Origin of the sequence: Marininema mesophilum, assembly GCF_900106775.1 — a bacterium.
Taxonomy (GTDB): Bacteria; Bacillota; Bacilli; order Thermoactinomycetales; family DSM-45169; genus Marininema; species Marininema mesophilum.
Map to the genome: position 1 here is coordinate 1 of NZ_FNNQ01000015.1, position 20420 is coordinate 20420.

Consider the following 20420-nt stretch of genomic DNA (forward strand, 5'->3'; position numbering starts at 1 on the left):
TTCAATGAAGTCAGTTGGGCAGAACAGGTTCCATAGGTCAGACCTTTTCCTGTGCTGTCATAGGATTCGTTCCATCTGGCTAGAAAGTGATTAAACGTGAAGCGACTACAGCCGATAGATTTATTGATGAGATTGGTTTGTTCCTTCGTTGGACACAAACGAAATTTAAACGCTTTGTGCATTAGTTCACCTCCCCTATACTTAATTATATACGGGGATAGTCGAACTTGCGAGAGGGAAAAACTCCCCCTCCCTCGTTCGACGCGCCTTATATCCCATGGCTGAAGCCAGGGGTTTTACGGCGCTTTCTATAAAACACGTTGCGCACAATCTTCCTACGACATATATCTTAAATCACTCTTGAAAATCAACCAACACACCAAGGAGCACTCAAAAATCAAAAATCACGTCTTCTATCTCTGTATTTGCAACAATGACCCCTTCAATCTCTATTTCATTTAATGGGGTAGCTGGATTGGTTGTGATCGCCTCTAGAATAGCTAGATAATCCTTAGCCATCTGCTGAATCGTGTCCTTGGTAAAGAGCTTACTTGCAAATTCCAATTCAAAATGCAAATCCTGCTCTCCCTTTTCCACATATAAACTGAGATCAAATTTTGAGATGCGATTTCGATATTCGATGGGCTTTAAGGAAAGGCTATCGGTTCCCTTCCATGGCCTCTGTTCTTCTTGCAGTGACAATAACGTGGAGAAGACGGGATTTCTTGAGGGATCTCTCTTTATCGCCAACTGATCGATTAGGCTATCAAATTGATAATCCTGATTCTCCAAGGCATGTAGGGAATTATCCCGAATCTCACTCAATAGATCCTTAAACATCTTATCTCCTTTAGGGAAGGAACGGATCGCTAGTGTGTTAACGAACATCCCGATAATCTGTTGCAAATCGGCATGGGTACGTCCCAGAACAGGAGAGCCAATGATGATATCCTCCTGGGAAGAATACTTGGCCAACAAGGTGCTGTAAGCTGCAAACAGAACCATATACAGTGTCGTATCCGTTGCCACACACAATTCTTCCAAGTGTTTCTTTAATGTCTCTCCTGCTGTAAAGGTAAACCGATCTCCAGCATAGCTCTGGACCATCGGCCTTGGAAAGTCCGTTGGCAGTGTTAAAACAGGTAACTCACCAGAAAGATGATGGAGCCAGTATTCCTCCTGTTCTTTCGCTACCTCTGATTGCAAAAAGCCATGTTGCCATGCTGCAAAATCTTTATACTGCAACCCAATCTCCGGCAAGTTCTTTGCATGGTAACTCTCCAACAACTCACGTACTAAGAGTTGAATCGAGTAACCATCTGCGATGAGATGATGCATATCGGTCAATAGTACGTACTGATTTTGCGCGAGGCGAATCAAACCAATCCGAAGCAAAGGAGCTTGACTGAGATCAAAGGGCTGGACAAAGGCATCGATTCTCTGCCTCAATTCTTCATCCAATTCAATGGTTAGATCTGTAATCAGATCCTGCTCTAGGTTAATATAGCTGATGTTCACCTGAGCCATGGGATGAATTCGTTGCCTTACCTCTCCTTCCACCACCTCAAAGGAGGTACGGAGGGACTCATGTCGTTGAACCAGCTCATTGAATGCCCTCTCCAGTCGCTGTGTATCCATTACCCCTTCCAACAATGTTGCCCGCGGAAGATTGTAGCTGGTTCCAATCCCCTCCATGTAATTCAACGTATACAATCGCTGTTGTGCTGCAGAGAGTGCATAGGTTTCATGGCCGATTACTGGTTTTAACTCGGAATAGATACTCTGGGATGCACGCTTAATCTGTGTTGCCAATTCTCGCACCGTTGGTGATTTAAAAACCTCTCGGAGCAATATGTTCACATGAAGACGCTTATGAATCTCTGAGATTACCAACATCGCCTTGAGGGAATCTCCACCCCGTTCAAAGAAGTGATCATGTGCTCCTACTCCCTCGATACCAAGCAACTCTTCCCATATTTCAGCGATGGTTTGTTCCACCGCATCTTGGGGTTTCTCAAACTTCACTTCAATGATGGATTCCTCCGAGGGTTCAGGAAGCTTCTGCACATCTACTTTCCCATTTAAGGTCAGAGGGAGACTCTCCAGTTGGACAAAGGAGACCGGCATCATGTAGTAGGGAAGCTTATTCGATAGGAATTGTCTTAGCTGTAATCCATCTAGTTTCTCATCGGATACTAGATAGGCATGTAGTTGCTGGTCAAAATGATCCTTCCCTCTAGCAACCACAATGGCTTCATTGACCAACTCATGTCGTAATAAGACAGCAGCAACTTCCTCCGGCTCAACTCTAAATCCGCGAATTTTGAGCTGATGATCCACTCGTCCTAGGAACTGAATCTCACCATTTACAGTATATCGGCCTAAATCCCCTGTCCGATAAAAACGGAGGGACTCCTGTCCAAAGCAGGGTCTCTGCACAAATATTTCTCGATTTAACGCATCGTGCTGGATATAACCCTCCGTTAATCCAGCACCTGCAATACAAATTTCACCGGTTACACCCATTGGCACTGGATTGAGGTCTGCATCTAGAATCGCAACCTGAACATTGTCGATAGGCTTACCAATAATCGGCCGAGTTGCCGCTTGGTCCACATCTTTAAAATCAAAGAGATGGGCGATAGCCCCTACCGTCGCCTCAGTGGGTCCATAATGGTTCATCCACATCACTTCAGGATACTTCGCATGGAACGTACCGAGGTCAGGTAGGTTTATCTCCTCTCCACCTAAAACAACCAACCGTAAGGATAGATCCCTACCTCCTTCGCTGAAGGATGAATGATTGACCAAAATGTTAAATAACGAAGGCGTCAGCTTTAAATAACTGATCTGATGCTCCGCGAGATAGGGAAGTAGTTTTTGTGGTTGTACATAGAATCCCTTCGGAGCCAAATGCAATTCTCCACCATTTAACAAAGCAGAATAGAGACTGGTATATCCCAAATCAAAGGCGATAGAGGATAGAAGGATCGTCTTATCATGAGGTTGAATGCCTGCGGTTCGCGCAAACCATGATTGGTAGTTTACCAGGTTTTGATGCTTTATCGGTACACCCTTCGGCCTCCCTGTTGTACCCGAGGTATAAATGATATAGACCAGATCTTCTGGTAGGTTCCTATTTTCAGGGTTACTTACGCTACCAGTAAAGATCGAGGCATCATCGATATCGATGATCTCCCCAGTGAAGGCTTCTGGAGCCTGAACATGGGACTGTTTCAAAAGAATTTTCGAACCACTGGAATGAAGCATGTACTCGATGCGCTCTCCAGGAAACTCAGGGTCGATGGGGAGATACGTTGCGCCACTTTTGATCACGCCCCATAACCCCACTACCATCTCTAGGGAAGGCTCCACCATCAGCGCAACCACAGGTTGGGGGCTAGTGCCTTTTTTTATCAGATGGTGAGCCAATTGGTTGGATCGATTATTTAACGCCTGATAGGTTAACGTCTGTTTCCCAGACACTACTGCCAGTTGGTGGGGATGCTGAACAACTTGTTCTTCAAAGAGATCCTTGATCGTTTTCTCCTGTGGAAACACTACCTTGGTATCGTTAAACTGAGTGAGTTGCTCCTTTTCCCTAGTCGATAAAATATCCATCGAATGAATTGTAGAATCGATCTCTTCAACCATGTACCTAAGGATCTTCTGTAGGTGTCCCGCCATTCTTGTGATGGTCTCTTTCGTAAATAGATGACTGCGATATTGTAAGGTGAGGGTTAGCTCCCCATGCAACTCGGTCACCTTTAACTCGAGGTCAAACTTCGTCGTGTGATTCTTCATTTCACAAGGGACTATTTCAAAATCTCGCATCTGAACCTTGTTTGCATCTACGTTCTCAAAGGCAAACATCACATCGAAGAGCGGATTGCGGTTCAAATCCCGCTTAAGCTCTAACCTATCGACAAGCATCTCAAAGGGATAGTCCTGATTTTCAAGCGCATTCATGATATGGGAAGCTACATCACTGACAAATTGAGCCAGTGTCATATCCCCAGAAAGGTGATTCCGAAGGGCGAGTGTATTGACAAACATTCCAACCACATTCTCTAGCTCAGCGTGACGTCTACCTGCCACAGGAGTTCCCACTACAATATCCTGCTGACCCGTCTCTTTATAAAGCAATACATGAAAGGCCGATAGCAGGAGCACATATAGCGTCGTTCCTTGTTCACGAGCTATGCCATGCAATTGAGCAGTCACATTTTTATCGAAGGTGAATACGACCTCATCCCCGGCAAAGGTAACTCCCTCGGATCGAATGAAATCGGTTGGCAAATCGAGTAGCGGTACTTCTCCACTGAAGGACTGCAACCAAAAATCCTCTTGTTGTTTGAGATATCCTGACTGAATCTCTCGATTTTGCCAAGCCGAGAAGTCTTTGTACTGGATTTTTAGATCGGGTAACTCATCCCCGGCATAGAGAAGAGTAAATTCGTTAATCAAAATGCCGATAGATAACCCATCGGAGATGATGTGATGCATATCATACATCAACAAATAATTATCGGATGATAACTGAACCAGGGCAACCCGGAATAGAGGGGCCTTTGTTAAATCAAAGGGGCGCACAAAAATTCCCAGGTAATGATCTGGATCAGCTCCCGCTTCAGGAAGATGTTGGACAGTAAAATCAACTTCCTGATAAATCCGTTGCATGATTTGACCATCGCTCTGAACAAAGGAGGTTCGGAAAGCATCATGCCGCTGAACCAACTCCTTAAATGCCTCATCCAATCGCTTCCTATCTACATTTCCCCGAAGGATGACAGCACCTGGCATATTATAGTTCGTGCTAACCCCACTCAGCTCACTAACCATGTACATTCGTTTTTGTGCCGCTGAACACTCATAGACATTCTGGATAGGAACCGGTTCAATGGATACAAAGTGGGAGCGCTGACCCCTTCCTTCCTCAATAAGAAATGCTAATTCCTTCACCGTCGGACTTTCAAACACCTTAACCAAGGGGAGCTCCACTTCAAATTCTCGATGAATCTCTGAGATCAGGGTGATCGCATTTAACGACTGTCCACCTAACTCGAAAAATGAATCATGGATCCCAACTCGCTCTGCACCCAGAACCTTTCCCCATATCTGGGTAAGTCTTTTTTGCACATCATTCTGTGGAGATTCATAGGCCTTGGATACATCCCTAGTAATTTCCCAGCTTTCTAGCTCTTTGCGATCGATCTTTCCGTTGGGACTCATGGGGAATCGTTCCAACTCGATAAAATACGAAGGTATCATATACTCCGGAAGCTTTTGCCGTAGATTCTCCTTCAGAAACAATGCGCCCTTTTTCACAGGAGAAGGTGGAATATAAAAGGCAACTAGCATCTTCTCATTTCTCGCATCTGTCTTTACGACCACGACAGCATCCCTTACAAACTGGCTTTGGTTTAACACAACCTCCACTTCACCTATATCAATGCGATGCCCACGCACTTTGGTTTGCGCATCTTTTCTGCCCAATACTTCGATGTTTCCATCAGGGAGTAAGCGTCCCAAATCCCCCGTGCGGTACAACCGACTCCTATCCTCTTTAAAGTAGGGATCTTGTACAAATTTTTCTGCAGTAAGATCTTCTTTGTTTAGATAGCCCCTTGCAAGAGGGATTCCTCCGATACAAATCTCCCCCTTAATGCCAGCAGGTAGCAACTCCATCTTCTCACCGAGGATATAGATGCGGCGGTTGGCCAGAGGTTTTCCTACAGGAATAAAGGTAAGATCTGCACTCTTCTTTCCATGCCCTGATACATGATAGAGGGTACTGGTCATCGCTGTTTCAGCAGGGCCGTAAGCATTGAGAAAGAGAATATGCTCACAGGGTAAATCTTCCCACAGCGCTACCTTCTCTGGTGGCATCTGTTCACCACCGACAACAATGAGACGCAAACTCCCACGAGGAATAATAGGTGGTCGGTTATGCCACTCCTGAGCGACCTCTCCCCAATAGGAGGTAGGTAGATTGACCAGGGTGAGGGCATATTGCTCACACTTCTGCGAAAATTGATAGGGTGTCCAAACCTCTTTATCTCGTAAAACGAGGGTAGCTCCGGCCGCCATCGTAGAGAGAATCTGTTCAAGGGAGATATCAAAGCTGATCGAGGAGAATTGCAGCACCCGATCCTCCGCTGTCAGCTGATACCGCTTGATCATATCGAGGGCATGACTGACACAAGCCTCATGAGGCATCATCACACCCTTTGGTTTCCCCGAGGAACCCGAGGTGTAGATGATATAAGCCAGGTTATGAGGAGCGATCCTCCCTAGAGGTATCTCCTTCGATTCCAAAAGAATCGATTCCCAATCTCCCTCCCCGACCTGATCTAAGCAAAGACTGACTCCCTCATAATGGCGAACCCTTGCGGCAAGCCTCTTCTGGGTGAGCAGCACCGGTACCTGCCCATCCTCTAGCATCATATCAATGCGTTCACCAGGATACTCTGCATCCATGGGCAGGAACGCTCCACCTGCTTTGAGTACCCCAACGATCCCGATCATCATCTCAAGAGAACGCTCCACATAGACCCCGACAGGTACATCTGGGCCAACGCCCAATTGGATCAATCGGTGGGCCAATTGATTGGAACGGATATCCAACTCGTGATAGGAAAGTTGCTCATCCCCTTGCATCACCGCCGGATGATGGGGGCGTAGGAGAACCTGCTCCGCAAAAAGATCCGTAAAACAAGATTCCTTTGGATAATCCATGGAGGTATCGTTATTACCGATTAGAAGCTGATCGACCTCTTCCTTAGCCATCATGGCTACCTCACCAAGGGTTGTCGCCTCGCCTTGGATCATCTCTTCGATGATATGCACCAGGTGCCCGATCAGGCGGCTCGCCTCGCCATGATCAACATAACGAAGGTCATACAACAACTTAAAATGTAAATCTGGTTGCAAATTGCAATAGACGGTAAGCGGAAAATCCATTTGTTCCTCTACGCGCATCGACTCTACTTTTAAAGAGCCCAGCCCATCCTTGAGTGCTACATCAAAGGGATAGTTTTCAAAAATCACGATACTTTCATAGAGATCATATAGGGCAGAGTTGCGTGGAGTCTCACTCCAGCTACGAATATCGGCGAGGGGGGTGTACTCAAATTGACGCATCTGCACCTGCTTTAGCTGGATATCTTGTAGCCAAGAGGACAGATCGACCCCCTCGCTGACTGCGACCCGAAAAGGGAGTGTATTCATAAAACATCCGATCATGGCTTCAGAACCATCCAGATCGGTAGGACGCCCTGAAGAAGTAGCGCCAAAGACAATATCCTCCTGCCCAGAATAGCGGTTGAGAAGAATTGCCCAGGCTCCCTGCACCATCGTATTGATCGTGATCCGATGTTGCTTCGCGAACGCTTTCATCTTTCTTTGGACATCGAGAGAGACATCATAGCTTACATCGCCAAAGGCAGACTCGCTCGCTCTCTTCACCTTTGTAGGGAAGATACTATTAAAACGGACAGGCGTCCGAAAGCCTTTTAAGGATTTTCGCCAGTATGCCTCTGCATGATTCAAATCCTGTTTGCGATACCATCTTATATACTCCTTAAATGGGATCGCTTCCGCTAGCGTAATAGAGGCTCCTGAAGCGTACGCCTCATATAGCTGGCCAATCTCCTTCAATAAAATGCTATTACACCAACCATCCAGTTGAAGATGATGGTGGGTCCATATCACGTCATAGAGAGCATCGGCTCGTTTGATGACAAAGACCCTCATCAGGGGAGCAACAGCGAGATCAAACCCTTGTTTTCGATCTTCCTCCAACAGTTGCTCTACTTTTATTTGCCCCTCTTCCTCAGAGAGGTGCGCCCAATCTTTAAAATGAAAGGGTACCTTCACTCCCTTGTGTATCACTTGTACCGGTTCTTTTAGCCCCTTCCAGTGATAAGAAGCCCTCATGCTTTCATGACGGTCTACAATCTGCTGCCACACCTTTGCAAAAGCATCGATATTCAGGTCACTCTGAATCGAAAAGACCGTTTGCTCCACGGTAACCGAGGAGTCTGGAGAATAGATATGATGAAAAACCATGCTTTGTTGAACAGGAGAAAGAGAGTAGATATCTTCAATCGCTATGGATTGCTCTGCCCAGGTATCTAAATTCTTCTGTTCCAGAGTAGCCAACGGGAAATCCGAAGGGGTAAAATAGGTACCTTCACGTCCGAGGCAATATTGAATCAAGGATTGAAGATGAGCGAGGTAATTATCCGCTAAACGCTGGATGGTCTCAGCCTTATGCCTATTGGCGCTATACTTCCACTCCATCGTCAACACCCCGTCCACAATCATGCAATCCATCTCTAGTAAATGACTGCGGATATTCTCAGTATCGCGGGAGGAGCCCGTATTGACATCAGAAATGGTAAAACGTCCGTTGTTCCTTTGGTTTCGTTGATCCAACTGTCCCAAGTAGTTAAAGCTGATTTGGGCTCTTTGTTTGGAGGCTACTTGTGCTCGCAGATCCTCATCGGCTAGATAATAGAGAAGCTCATAACCAATGCCCCCCTTGGGGATGATCCGATATCGCTCTTTCACTCGCTGAATAACCCTGCTTAGCTCTTCCTTTTCATCGGCATCCCCTAAAATCAGCGGGAAAACCGAGGTGAACCAACCGATGGTACGAGAAACATCATGCTCTTCTAACAACTTCTCTCGACCATGACCTTCTAAATCAACCAAGGTCTTCCCTGTCCATTCTCCGAGGGTTGCAGAAAGAGCGGCTAACAGGATATCATCGATTCTAGTTCGAAAAGATGAGTGGATATCGTATACCAGATGGTGGGTTTCCTCTGCGGACATCGTGAGGGATATCCGTTGGGCTGAACCCTCCGTATTAGGCCCCTCCTCTTTATCCACAGGAATCAATGCGGCGGAAGCGGACGTCTGCTCCATCCAATAATGGAGTTCATCCTTGATCACATCCGAGTGAGCATAGTCAGATAGATACTGGGACCATTTCTTAAAGGAAAGGGTCTTGGGAGGGAGAGAGAGCTGTCCGTGATTTTCCCATTGATCATAGAGGTTTTGTAAATCCTCCATCAATACTCGCCATGAGTATCCATCGACGATCAAGTGGTGGGCGGTAATGAAAAGTCGCCCTTCCGCCTCTTCTCCTGCATAAAAGAAGGCAGCTTGAATCAAGGGACCCTCTGTGATATTTAAGCTCCTTTGTAAATGATCGATGATTCCCTTCATTTTCTCTTCTCGTACAACTTGTGTCATTCCTGACACATCATACACATGGCACTGCCCATGATCCTTTGTCTCTGCATAGGCTTGTACCCATTCCCCATCTTGCTGATCATACCGAAGCCGAAAACTATCATGGTAATCGATCAACTGGGCAAAACTCTTCCGAATTCCCTCGGGTTTCGTCCCTATCCGTGTCTCAAGGAGGATCGCTTGATTCCAGTGATGGATATTTTGCAGGTCCTGCTCAAAAAACCACTTTTGAATCGGTGTGAGCAGAGCTTCTCCCACAGGAGTATCTCTTTCTTCTTTCTTTTTAGTCCCTGTATGTTGAACCACTTGGGCTAATTCAGTGATCGTTTGGTGTTGAAACATCTGACTAACGGTTAACTGTATTCCCTTTTGCGTAGCCTTCCCAGCAATTTGAATACTTAAGATCGAATCTCCGCCCAGTTCAAAAAAGTTATCCTCCACACCAACCTGATCCTCATCTCTGCCCAACACGATGGACCAGATCTGCACCAGTTCCTTCTCCATAACGGTACGAGGAGCGACATAGGTATTGCCTGTTTTCATCTGAGGAACGGGTAGAGCTTCACGATCAATCTTCCCAATCGATGTTAATGGTAACTTATCCAATTGCATGATATACGAGGGAACCATATAACTAGGGAGGTCCACAGATACAAAATCTCGTAGACTCTTTTCTTCGAGCAAAAATTCCCCAACGACATAGGCGCACAACACACTTTTGCCCAAATCATTTTTATGATCGATCACTACGGCATCCGTCACGTGCTCATGCAGTAATAACTGGTTCTGAATCTCACCCAATTCAATCCTGTATCCGCGAATCTTCACCTGGTGATCCATGCGGCCAATCAATTCCACCTGGCCGTTGGGTAGCCATTTTCCCAAATCCCCTGTGCGATACATTCGGTCGTTTGGGTAGAAGGGATCTTGTAAAAATTTTTCTTGGGTAAGGTTTGGTAGATTTAAATACCCCTGGCTGACACCTGCCCCGGCAATATAGATCTCGCCTGCTACGCCAATCGGTGCCAAGTGATGATCCTGATCCAGGATATAACACCGTACATTTGCAATCGGCTGGCCTAAGGTTACCTTCTCTTCCGAACAGCGCAAGCTTAAAGCTTCCACCGTGTTCTCCGTCGGACCATAGTTGTTGTATACCGTATATCCTTTTTGGAGCAAGTCATTTTTTAAGGAATCATCTAGCTTTTCGCTACCTGATATGACCGTCTGTAAACTGCTCAGTTTTCGATCATGGACGAGTAACTCTTTTAACACGGTTGGAATGAAATTAATCAGATGGATCTGATGTTGTTCCACATAGTCACAGAAAGCCTCCCGATTGAGTAGGACATCTTGTCCCGCGATATGAAGAGTAGCACCATGAAGTAGCGTTGCAAAGATATCCTCCAAACTAGGATCCACTGTGTAACTGGACATCATCAACATATGCGATTGATCGGTCACCTCATATTGTTTGCCAAACCAGTGAACGAGATTGTGAACACTCTTGTTCGCAATCATAACTCCCTTTGGCTTCCCTGTTGTCCCTGATGTATAAAACAAACAGAACAAATCGCTTGGCTTCCAAGGCCTGTTCGGGGCACAACCCTCTCCGGCAAACCACTGTGGATCATCCAGAATCAAGAGCTGATTTGCGGAAAAAGCCTCAGCGACAGCCGTACTTTTTTCAGCCACCCTTTCCTGGGCAAGCAAGTACCTGACATCACTATCCTGAAAGATATGCTCTTTTCTCGCTTCTGGATAATCAGGATCAATGGGCACATAGGCACACCCACCTTTCAAAATCGCCAACATACCAAGGACCATTTCGATCGAAGGGGTTGTAAGAAGTCCGATGAACTCTCCTTTGTGGATACCCTTGCGGATTAATGCGTTTGCTAGATTGTTGGCCATTCTGTCTAACTCGCGATAGGTAAGCTCTCTTCCTTCACAAATAATGGCTACTTGATCAGGAGAATTTGCCGCCTGTTGTTGGAATTGCTCGATCACGGTAAACGGATGGGGAATTGTTGCTTGAGTATTATTAAACTCCCTAAGGATCTGATTTTTTTCTTCAGGTGCAAGCATCTCAAGCTGGGATACTAGTTGTTCTGGATGATGGACCATCTCATTGATTATGTTACAGAAGTGCGTAGCCAACCGATTCATCATTTCGGGATTAAACAGCTTTTCGTTATAACTAAAGCATACCTCCACCTCATCAAAGGCCGTCACACTAAGGGTTAAAGCATAATTGGTCTTTTCAACGGTGGAGTAAGAACCGAAGGTAAGTCCCCCTTGTCTACTTACGTCACCGTGTTGCAAAGCTTGATCCAAGGGGTAATTTTCAAAAACAACAATCGTATCAAATAGATTGGTACCTTCCTCTAGTTCACTGTATTTCTTGATATCTGATAGGGGAGTGTTGTCCACTTCTCCTCTGTCTTGCAGGGTACGATTTACTCTGCGAACCAACTCCGCTACCGTCTCACCCGATTGCGCTGTGATCCGTAAAGGGATTGTATTGATAAAGAGACCTACCAGATCCTCAATCCCTTTAAAGGCTCCTGATCGTCCGGAAACCGTCGTACCAAAAATAATATCCTGGCTGTGATTGTACCTTTGCAAGAGAGTTCCCCACACGCTGTAAATAAGCGATGCCAAGGTCACCTCATGCTCCCTTGCAAATTGATCCAAGGGCTCCTTTGCCAAATGGATCAAATCATGCCGTTCCTGTCCACCCTGCTGCCCATGGGTCGATTCATTGGATAGCAACGTTGTCTGAGCATCAAAACCTGCCAGATACTCCTGCCAAAATTGTTGCTGCCCGTTTTTATCTTGCTCTTGAATGTATTTCACAAAATCCCTGTACTTTTTTTTGTTAGGAGGCAGATAAGCCTCTCCCTGGGATACACACCTGTAGGCATCGACAAACTCCTTCAATAGAAGACCATTACTCCAACCATCATATAAAATGTGATGATTGTTGATAATCATCACATTCTTTTCTTTTTCTAATTTGCACAGGGTAATTCGGAAGGGGACCTCTCCTAGGTCAAATTTTCTCTCGCGATCCTGCCTTTGCATCTCACTCAGTAAAACCTGCTTCTCCTGCTCACTTTTACCTTGCAAATCAAGGACGGTCCATTGTAAGGGATGTTCTTTAAGGACAATCTGCACAGGAGCCTTCACCTTTTCCCAACGAAACACAGTACGAAGCATCTCGTTGCTTTGCATAACGGACTCCCAGGCTCCTCTTACATGCTCCTCATTCACTTCTCCTAGAAGCTCTATGCTTAATTGCTCAACATACTCTTCACTTTCAGGATCCTTTAAATAATGAAACAAGATCCCTTCTTGTGTTGGGGTAAGGCTAAGAATGTCTTCCACATTCTGTTTATCTAGCTTTGCCATGAAACATATCCTCCCCATTCACCTCAATAATTTGACGGCACTTTATTTGCCTGGCTCTCTTCTACGACCTGACCGTTTTCCATTTTGATCACCTTATCCGCCAAATGGAAATACCGATCATCGTGGGTGATGGCGATCACACATTTCCCCTTCTCCTTAAATTCGGGAAGCAATTCTTCGTAGAAGAATCGACGGAACTCAGGATCTTGATCCGCAGCCCATTCATCAAAGAGATAGATCGGCTTCTCATCTAAATAGCTGAGCAATAGCGCGAGCCGCTTTCTTTGACCCGTTGATAATTTTGTTGTACTGAAAATCCCGTTTTCAATGTGGAGTTTTTCATCAATACGAAGCTTCTTAAGATAGTGATCGATGGTCGCTTGCTTGGATTGATGATCGATGCCATACATCTTGGTGAACAGGTAGTAATCACTATAGATAGCGGAGAACAGTTCTCCCAATTCCTCCGGACTTATCGGCTGATCGTTCATCATGATTTCCCCGTGAACAGGAGAGTACAGTCCAGTGATCAACTTTGCCAATGTCGATTTTCCACTCCCATTACCCCCTGTGATAAAAACAATTTCCCCAGATGTAAAACGGCATTGAATCGGCCCTACGCGGAAAGCCTCACCATTTTCTCCTTGGTATTCATACTCCACAGCTCTCAAATCCAATTTGAGTTCAGGGGAGGGTAGAGCGAGTACCTCGCCCTTATATGGTTCTCTTCCTAGCTCCGTAATATAGTTGGAGAAATCAAGGATCCTCTTCCAACTAATCTTCATCTGTACCGCATTTGGTATCGTATTCAAGATGCTATTGATGGGGCCTGTCATATAGAGAAAGACGAAGACGTAGCTACGCAGGGATTCGCTTTGTCCCCCTTCAAATAACAGGGGAAACAAAAAGGTGACGGCACCGATCACAAAGGTAAAGAGCAATTCTCCAACGATAAAAACATTGGCAAACTTCAGCCCACCTAAAATCCGTTTCTCTTTATACTCGAGACAGCTCTCTTGCATGTCCCCTTTAAACTGATCCCGTTTCGTTTTTCCAATGCTGAGCTCTTTATATCCACCGACAAGATCATTGAGATATTTAAAAAAGATATTTTGGATGTTTCGGGTTTGTTCCCATAGTTTATCGGCGGATCGGCCCGCTACATAATAGAGACCCGCCGCAATCAAAATCACTCCGATTGAAATGAGAAGCCCATAAATATTGATAATCCCGAGATATACCAGGCAACAAATCAAGGTAATCGAATCTGTTAATCCCGTGATCAAACTACCCGCATGGTTGCTAATCGCCTCGGTATCATTGTTGAGCGTGGTTTGTACTTTTTCCGTTTCCATTTGTTCGATGCGTTCGTAGGGCGTATTTAATATCTTGTTTATCAAATCCATTCGTTTCTCGTAAATGATGGTATTTGTTAGCTGGATCAACTTGGTTCTTACAACCTTCTGCGCCAACACATAGACCATGACCCCTAAGACGAAGTAGAAAAATAAGTTGCTACCAGACTGATCCGTCCGATTCAAGGCTTCATTGACGATAAAGATGATGAGCGCATTACCAAACCCACTGGTAATACTGAGTACCATCAGCGGAAAAAAGCTCTTCTCTTTCTGTGCTGGAAAAATCGTCGTGAAGGTAAGGTATAGACAAAAGAGTACAATCGCGGTAAATACCGTGATCACAGCGACTGGCAAACTAGCAGGCGCCCATACTCGTATAAACTCCCAGGATAGACCGGAGAAAAAGACAGCAGGTATCTGATAAAGTCCATAGCCTGCAACTAGGACAAACAGCCATGAAAAGAGGGGAACATTGAGAACCTTTGATATCCTTTTTTCTAGGCTTCGCTGTTTCTTGAACAGTTGGCGCAAAGCAATCCCAATAAAGGTGAGGGTGGCACATATAAAGGGAATGATAAGCAGAATAACCGTGAACGAAAAGGAATCAATGCTTTTATAAATATCCCCGGTATTCTTCTTGGGATCTTTTCCTTGCAGAATATCCACGATCCCTTGCCCAATCGTATGTGTATAAGTGGAATTTAAGTTAGCTAAGACAGCCACTCCTACTTTCTCCTTCGGCCTGAAAACAATAAAGGAGGAGAAATTGGGGTTGCTTCCATCATGGGAATACTCCCCGGCACCATTCTGATAGGATTGCCAACCTGCAGCATAGGAAGAACCATCCTTATCAGGGGCGACGGATCGGTCCGCTGTGTGTGTCCGTTGGATCGCTTTTTTGTCCGCTTGTTTTAAGGAGGCTATCCCCATCTGAATCTGTAGCCATTTCTCCATATCATCTGCATTGGAAATAAAATACCCTGCAGGAGTATTTCCACGATACATAGGAGCATTGTAAGCTCTAGGTTGTAAGTAGCTGATCTTATACCCTGTAGACATCCCTTGGCGGGAAGCCTTCTCTCTAGTTAAGTAGGTATTATTCAATTGAAAGGCATCCACAAGATGCTTCTCGGCATAGCCTTCAAAGGACTGATGAGTAACTTTTTGGATGACCAATCCTAGTACATCGTAGTTGATGGTAGCGTAGGAGAATTTCTCCCCTGGGTAGCTATCCAACTTTTGGTTAACTAGCGTCCTCACCGTTCTTTCGAGGGCCTTTTTATCCTTTGCTACCGGAATTTTGGCAATCGTATGAAAGGGGATCCCACTCGTATGATGGAGAAGCTGGTTAATGGTGATATCTACGTTCTTTTTCACCTTTTTTCCTTGATACTCTCCTTCATATCTCATCTGAAACCAGGGTAGGTAGTGACTTACTGGTTTGTCTAAATCGATCCGGCCCTTTTCCGCTAGTTGATAGATCGCTGCCGCTGTATAAGCTTTACTGTTGGAACCAATTTCGAACAAGGTTTTATTGGTAACGGGTTTCTTCGACTCGATGTCCATTTGTCCAAAGCCTTTTTTGTAAACAGCTTGATCCCCCTTGACCACTACCACAGATAAACCTGGGATCTTTCCTTCATCCATCTGTTCTTCGATGAAGGATGCCAGCCGTTGCTTCTCTTTTGACGAAAGTGCGGTATCTTCTCCAGCGGCCTGAGCCATCGGCACACCTACAATACATTGTAACTGCACGATGATCATCAGAGTGATCCACACCGTTCTTGCTCTCATCATCGCCACCTATCCTCACTCCCTTCAGTCCTCAAAAATGCTGTCGAGCTCTTCACTGGATAGGGCCGTCGTTTCAAAATCACTAGGAGTAAACTCCGGTTGCTTTCTTTCACAACAATGCTGAATAAGTTGCTTCAGGTGTTGAAGGTAGGACTCCACGAACCGTATGACCGTCTCCTGCTTAAACTCCCTTTTGCTATAGGTGAAGACGAAGTGGAGCCTCTGGTTCACCGAATATGCCACAATATCGAGCAAGCAGGTCATGGTGTTATGCCGACTGCTTTCTCTCCCCGACGATTCCTCCGCCAGGGCAAACCCCTTGTGGATGAATGAGGCGCTAAAATCGCCCAAGTAATTAAAACGGACATTCCTTCGTAAATCCTTCGGCAATGAACCAGCGATGGTTTTTAATACCCCATAACTTAAGCCATTGTGGGGAACTTGCCGCAGTTGTTCTTTTAGTCCTTTGATCTGGGACGAAGTCTCCTCCCCTTCGATGGCCAATCGGATGGGATAAAAGCTGGTAAACCATCCTACTGTCCGCGAAAGATCTAGGTCTACGCCAATCTCCTCCCTACCGTGCCCTTCTAATTCAATGATCACCTCATTGGACTGTTGCTGATCCTTCATCGCCAAAGCTAAGGCCATAATCATCAGCTCATCCGCTTTTGTTCGGTAAGCATCTGGCGCCGTAAGAAGTAATTGCTCCGTTTCGGCAACCGTCAATGAACGGGTAAACTCCTCACAATCAGCTACGAGCTTCTCCCCATAGTCAGCATCCCCCCAAGCTACTGGCTCCCAGGAGTCTACCATTTCCCAATATGCTTTATGGAGGAAGGCCCCGTCTTGACTAAACTCATCTAATGCAGTGGCCCAACTTTGCACAGAATCCGTCTTCCCAGGTAGAACAACCTGCTCATCGCTGCTCATCTGTTCCACCAAACGAAAGAAATCTTCCAAAATAATGCGCCAGGATACGCCGTCTACAGCAAGATGATGCGCTGTTAACAGCAGTCGATCTCCCTGATCCCCTAGATGAAAGAGAGCAGCTTTAAAGAGGATGTCCTCTTCGATATTAAAACTAGCTTTTATCTTCTCCCCAATCTGGGCTAACTGCTTTCGTTGATCGACTATAGAAAATCCAGAAAGATCGATGCTTTCCAAGGCAATCTTCTGTGTTAGATGAGAGGCGTTGTAATAGAGTTCCTCTGTCTGTGGGTAAACATTGAAGCGGAAGGCATCATGATGGCGAACGACTAGATTGATAGCGGTCTCAAGCATATCCCGATCAACCTCACCCATCACTTTTAGTAACATCGACTGTGTATAGTGATTTCCTTCGCGCAAATGTTGGGAAAAGAACCACGCAGGTGCAGGAAGGGTTGCAATCGGTCCTGCACAGGGTTGCCCCTTAGCAGAATCCCTATCTTCTCTTGATTCCAAATATAATGCCATCTCGCTGATAATCGGATGGGATAAGATATCCTTCACCTTGATTTTGTGTCCAGTGAGGCTTGCCTTCGACTGAATCTGAATCGCTTTGATCGAATCCCCACCTAAGTGATAAAAATTATCCGTAATTCTTACATCCGCAAGGTTTAAAACTTCTTGGATGATCGCTAGTAATAGCTCTTCCTGATCATTTGTCTGTGAATCTCTCGATGCGGTAATTTCTTGGACAGACTGCATCGCCTCTGGCTTTGGCTTTGGCAATTGATCCCGATCAACCTTACCGTTGATCGTCAGCGGGATGGACTGAAGCGCAATAAAGAAAGTAGGAATCATATATTCTGGGAGCAATCCTTGTAAATAGCCCTGTAAGAGAGAGGGAGCTATCTTATATTTCTCCGTGTAGTAGGCGCATAGAAAGGGGGTATCCCCTTTGGATGTTTGTATGACTACTACCGCATCTTTCATACAGGGATGAGTGAGCAGCGCTTGTTCGATCTCCCCAGGTTCAATGCGATATCCCCGAATTTTCACCTGAGCATCGGCTCTCCCTACATACTCTACGTAGTTACAATCAACAAAACGAGCCAAATCCCCTGTCTTATACATCCGCAAACCACTAGCGAAGGGGTCAGGGATAAACCGTTCTTCAGTTAGCTCTTTTTGATTCAGATATCCCTTAGCTACTCCATCCCCAGAAATATAAAGTTCACCGACTTCACCAGTGGGTACCGGCTGCCGCTCATCATCCAGCACATAGATCTTTGTATTGGTAGCAGGGATTCCTATGGGAACAGATACACCCTGATCCTTTTTCCGATCATAAAGATGAATCATACAAGCCACCGTTGCTTCCGTTGGCCCATATTCATTAAAGATCCTTGACTCATCACCAAACCGATCATGAATTGCCTGGGCGAGGGCAACGGTTAACTCTTCTCCACCCACTATCCATGTCTTGATGGAAGAAGCCACCTTCTCCCCCTCTTTTAAAAGGGAGAGATGGGAAGGAGTAAGTTTGATTATCGTCGCCTTGTTTTCTCGCAGAATTTTATATAAAACATACTCCTCTTCATCCGGTGGATAGACGATGATCTCATTTCCACTAATCAAGGGAGGGAAGATGGAAGTAACAGTGAGATCAAAGGATAGGGAAGAGTAGAGGGGGAAAACCTCCGTGTTACTCGATCCGATATACTGCTCCACTGCCCAGGTACTATAATTAACCAACCCTCCATGCTCCACCATCGTCCCCTTCGGCTTACCAGTAGAACCCGATGTGTAGATAATGTAGGCAAGATCAGTAGGAAGACTAGGCACATCTAGATTGGAGGCTTCACCGCTGTATAGCTCTGGATCATCGAGGTCGATCACTTTATCTACCCGCATCGGGGTGGATGCGGTACCTTTGTTAATCAGCATCATTCCAAGGCCGGAATCGTGAAGCATATGTTCCTTTCGATCCCATGGATAATCGGGGTCAATAGGAAGATAAGCCCCGCCTGCCTTTAGCACAGCTAAACATCCAATAATCGTTTCCAAGGAATGTGTCGTCGATATGCCAACGATCATTCCTTTTTCCAGGTGGTTTTGCTGGAGTACCCTCGCCAACTGATTAGCACGGGCATTTACCTGCTGATAGGTTAGTTGATGATCTCCCAAGCGGATAGCCACTTTATTGGGGGTTTTTACTACTTGTTCTTCAAATAACTGAACGACACTCTTCTCCCGTGGATAAGCGCGCTCGGTTGCATTAAAATCAACGATCAGCTTTCTTTTTTCCGCTTCAGATAACAATGTGAGTTCGCTAATTTTCTGTGCAGGATTTTCTAGCATTTGCTCTGTTAGATGAATCAGTGCTCGGAACATCTGCTTGATCTGCTCCACAGAATAATCCTCAACCTTATAATCGATATCTAGTTGAAAGTCACCCGAGTTGGACCATTCACGGATAATCAGTTGCAGAGAATAGAGCTGCTTTCCATTGTAAAATTCCGTATTTTCAATCGTTGCTCCTGTAAATTCCTTGGTCAGTTCTGTGTTGTAAAAATTGATACACGTGTTCAGCAGATGATCGTGACCCTTTTTGCTTAGTTCAAGGTCCTTAATTAGTAGATCAAAGGGATACTTTTGATGATAATAGCAACGTTTCAATTCACTACCGATCAACTCAACTAAATGGGCAACTGAGACCTCTGGACTTAGCTCAAAACGAAAAGGCATGGTGCTAGTAAACATCCCCACCATACTTTTTTCTTTTTTGCCAGAGCGGTTGAGCAATGGCATTCCAATCACTAAATCCTCTTGCCGTGTTCTTTTATGAAGATAAATAAGATAGAGAAGGGCGAAAAAAGTAAAGGGGGTCGTTTGATAGTGCGAGGCCCATTCTTTGATGCGAGTGGACTGCTCTGTTGGAAGGACAAAGGTTTTTCGCTTTCCCTCACCACATATAAAACGAGCATGTTGGCTTCGTTCTGGAAGACTCGCAAATTTCTCGTTCCAAAAGTGTTTATTTTTTAAGAATCGCTCAGAGGATAAGTATTTTTGCTCCTGTTCGATATAAGAGGTATACGACTCTTGGATTTCATCCGTCAGGATCTCACCCGCAAGTCGTTTCCGATAGGAAGTGCAGATTTGTTGCGTCAGGATATTCATCGACCATCCATCGGAGATGAGATGATGCGTCTTGATCAAATACCCGCCTTCGTTCTCCCCTAGTTTAAACATCACCAACTCATATAAAGGGTAGTCATACAACGGAAACGGCTTGGCAGCTTCTAGGGAAACCCACCGAGTTAGCTCTTCCTCTGGCCTAGGGCTCCCACTAAAATCATAAAAGCGAAGGGGCGACCGTTGATATTCTGCTACGTATTGCTGAACGAATCCATCGGATTCTGTCAGGCGAAGCCTCATTCCATTATGTTGCTGGATAAACCATTGGATGGCCTCTTCCAAACAATCAAATTGAATCGCTTCTTTCATCCGTACCGTCCCGCCAATATTATGGAGGGGTTGATCGGGGTACGTTTTTTCTAAATACCAGATCCTTTTTTGCGGATGAGTAAGGGGATAATATTGCACCCCACTCTGTAGGCTAACGTTTTCCATCACGTATCACCTTTTCTCTCCATTTTATTGATGTCC

Annotated in this window: 4 protein-coding genes; all 4 read right to left on the minus strand. The window is 45.4% G+C overall.

Annotation, left to right across the window (positions count from 1 at the left end; genetic code table 11):
- The coding region (locus BLV90_RS13360; protein WP_177167880.1) for a helix-turn-helix domain-containing protein at positions 1–182 on the minus strand (182 nt) is incomplete at its 3' end.
- Between the two features lie 208 nt (positions 183–390).
- Positions 391–12675: a non-ribosomal peptide synthetase gene (locus BLV90_RS13365; RefSeq protein ID WP_091742043.1), complete on the minus strand. Its 12285-nt coding sequence runs from the start codon at positions 12673–12675 to the stop codon at positions 391–393.
- 23 nt (positions 12676–12698) lie between these two features.
- Entirely contained in the window at positions 12699–15827 is a 3129-nt protein-coding gene (locus BLV90_RS13370; RefSeq protein WP_245726359.1) for a cyclic peptide export ABC transporter, read from the minus strand.
- A 24-nt stretch (positions 15828–15851) separates the two neighbouring features.
- The gene (locus tag BLV90_RS13375; RefSeq protein ID WP_091742046.1) at positions 15852–20384 is read right to left on the minus strand and encodes a non-ribosomal peptide synthetase; all 4533 of its coding nucleotides are present in this window, start codon (positions 20382–20384) and stop codon (positions 15852–15854) included.
- Between the last annotated feature and the right edge of the window lie 36 nt (positions 20385–20420).

Excerpts from the sequence above, each read along its gene's own strand:
- BLV90_RS13370 (WP_245726359.1), bottom strand. The coding sequence starts at position 15,827 with ATGAGAGCAAGAACGGTGTGGATCACTCTGATGATCATCGTGCAGTTA.
- BLV90_RS13365 (WP_091742043.1), bottom strand. The coding sequence starts at position 12,675 with ATGGCAAAGCTAGATAAACAGAATGTGGAAGACATTCTTAGCCTTACC.
- BLV90_RS13375 (WP_091742046.1), bottom strand. The coding sequence starts at position 20,384 with ATGGAAAACGTTAGCCTACAGAGTGGGGTGCAATATTATCCCCTTACT.